This window comes from Bartonella vinsonii subsp. berkhoffii ATCC 51672 (assembly GCF_902825225.1).
GTDB classification, from domain to species: domain Bacteria; phylum Pseudomonadota; class Alphaproteobacteria; order Rhizobiales; family Rhizobiaceae; genus Bartonella; species Bartonella berkhoffii.
This window is the reverse complement of record NZ_CADEAK010000199.1, coordinates 1-426: the sequence shown is the minus strand read 5'-3', so window position 1 is coordinate 426 and position 426 is coordinate 1. Positions and strand designations below refer to the sequence as shown.

Below are 426 nucleotides of genomic sequence, written 5' to 3'. Positions count from 1 at the left end.
GCAGCAAATTCAGGATGCTGTTAACATGTTGCATGAACGCAAAGTTGATTTTGAATTTGATGGAGAAATGAGTGCTGATGTGGCACTCAATTTGAAATTGATGCAGCAATATCCCTTTATGGGATTAACGGAACCAGCTAATATTTTGGTAATGCCTGGATATCATGCCTCTTCCATTGCGAGCAAGATGTTGCAAGAGCTTGGTGAAGCAACCATTATTGGACCTATTTTGATTGGGTTGGAAAAATCTGTCCAAATTGTACCGTTTAGTGGAAACGATACGGATGTTGTCAATACCGCATTGCTCGCTGCTTATCATGCGAGAAAACTGTATAAAAACAAAGGCCCATGATTTTTCTGGGCTTTTTTGAAAATAAAGCAACAATCTTCTAGGATGGTGGTATCTGACTCTGGGTATCTTTTTGT

At 39.4% G+C, this 426-nt stretch carries 1 protein-coding gene; it reads left to right on the top strand.

Translation table 11 applies throughout. From position 1 onward, the window contains the following. Positions 1–352 (top strand): phosphate acyltransferase (locus J7R10_RS08920; protein ID WP_281432520.1); only part of this gene is annotated, 352 nt, incomplete at its 5' end. Positions 353–426: the final 74 nt, after the last annotated feature.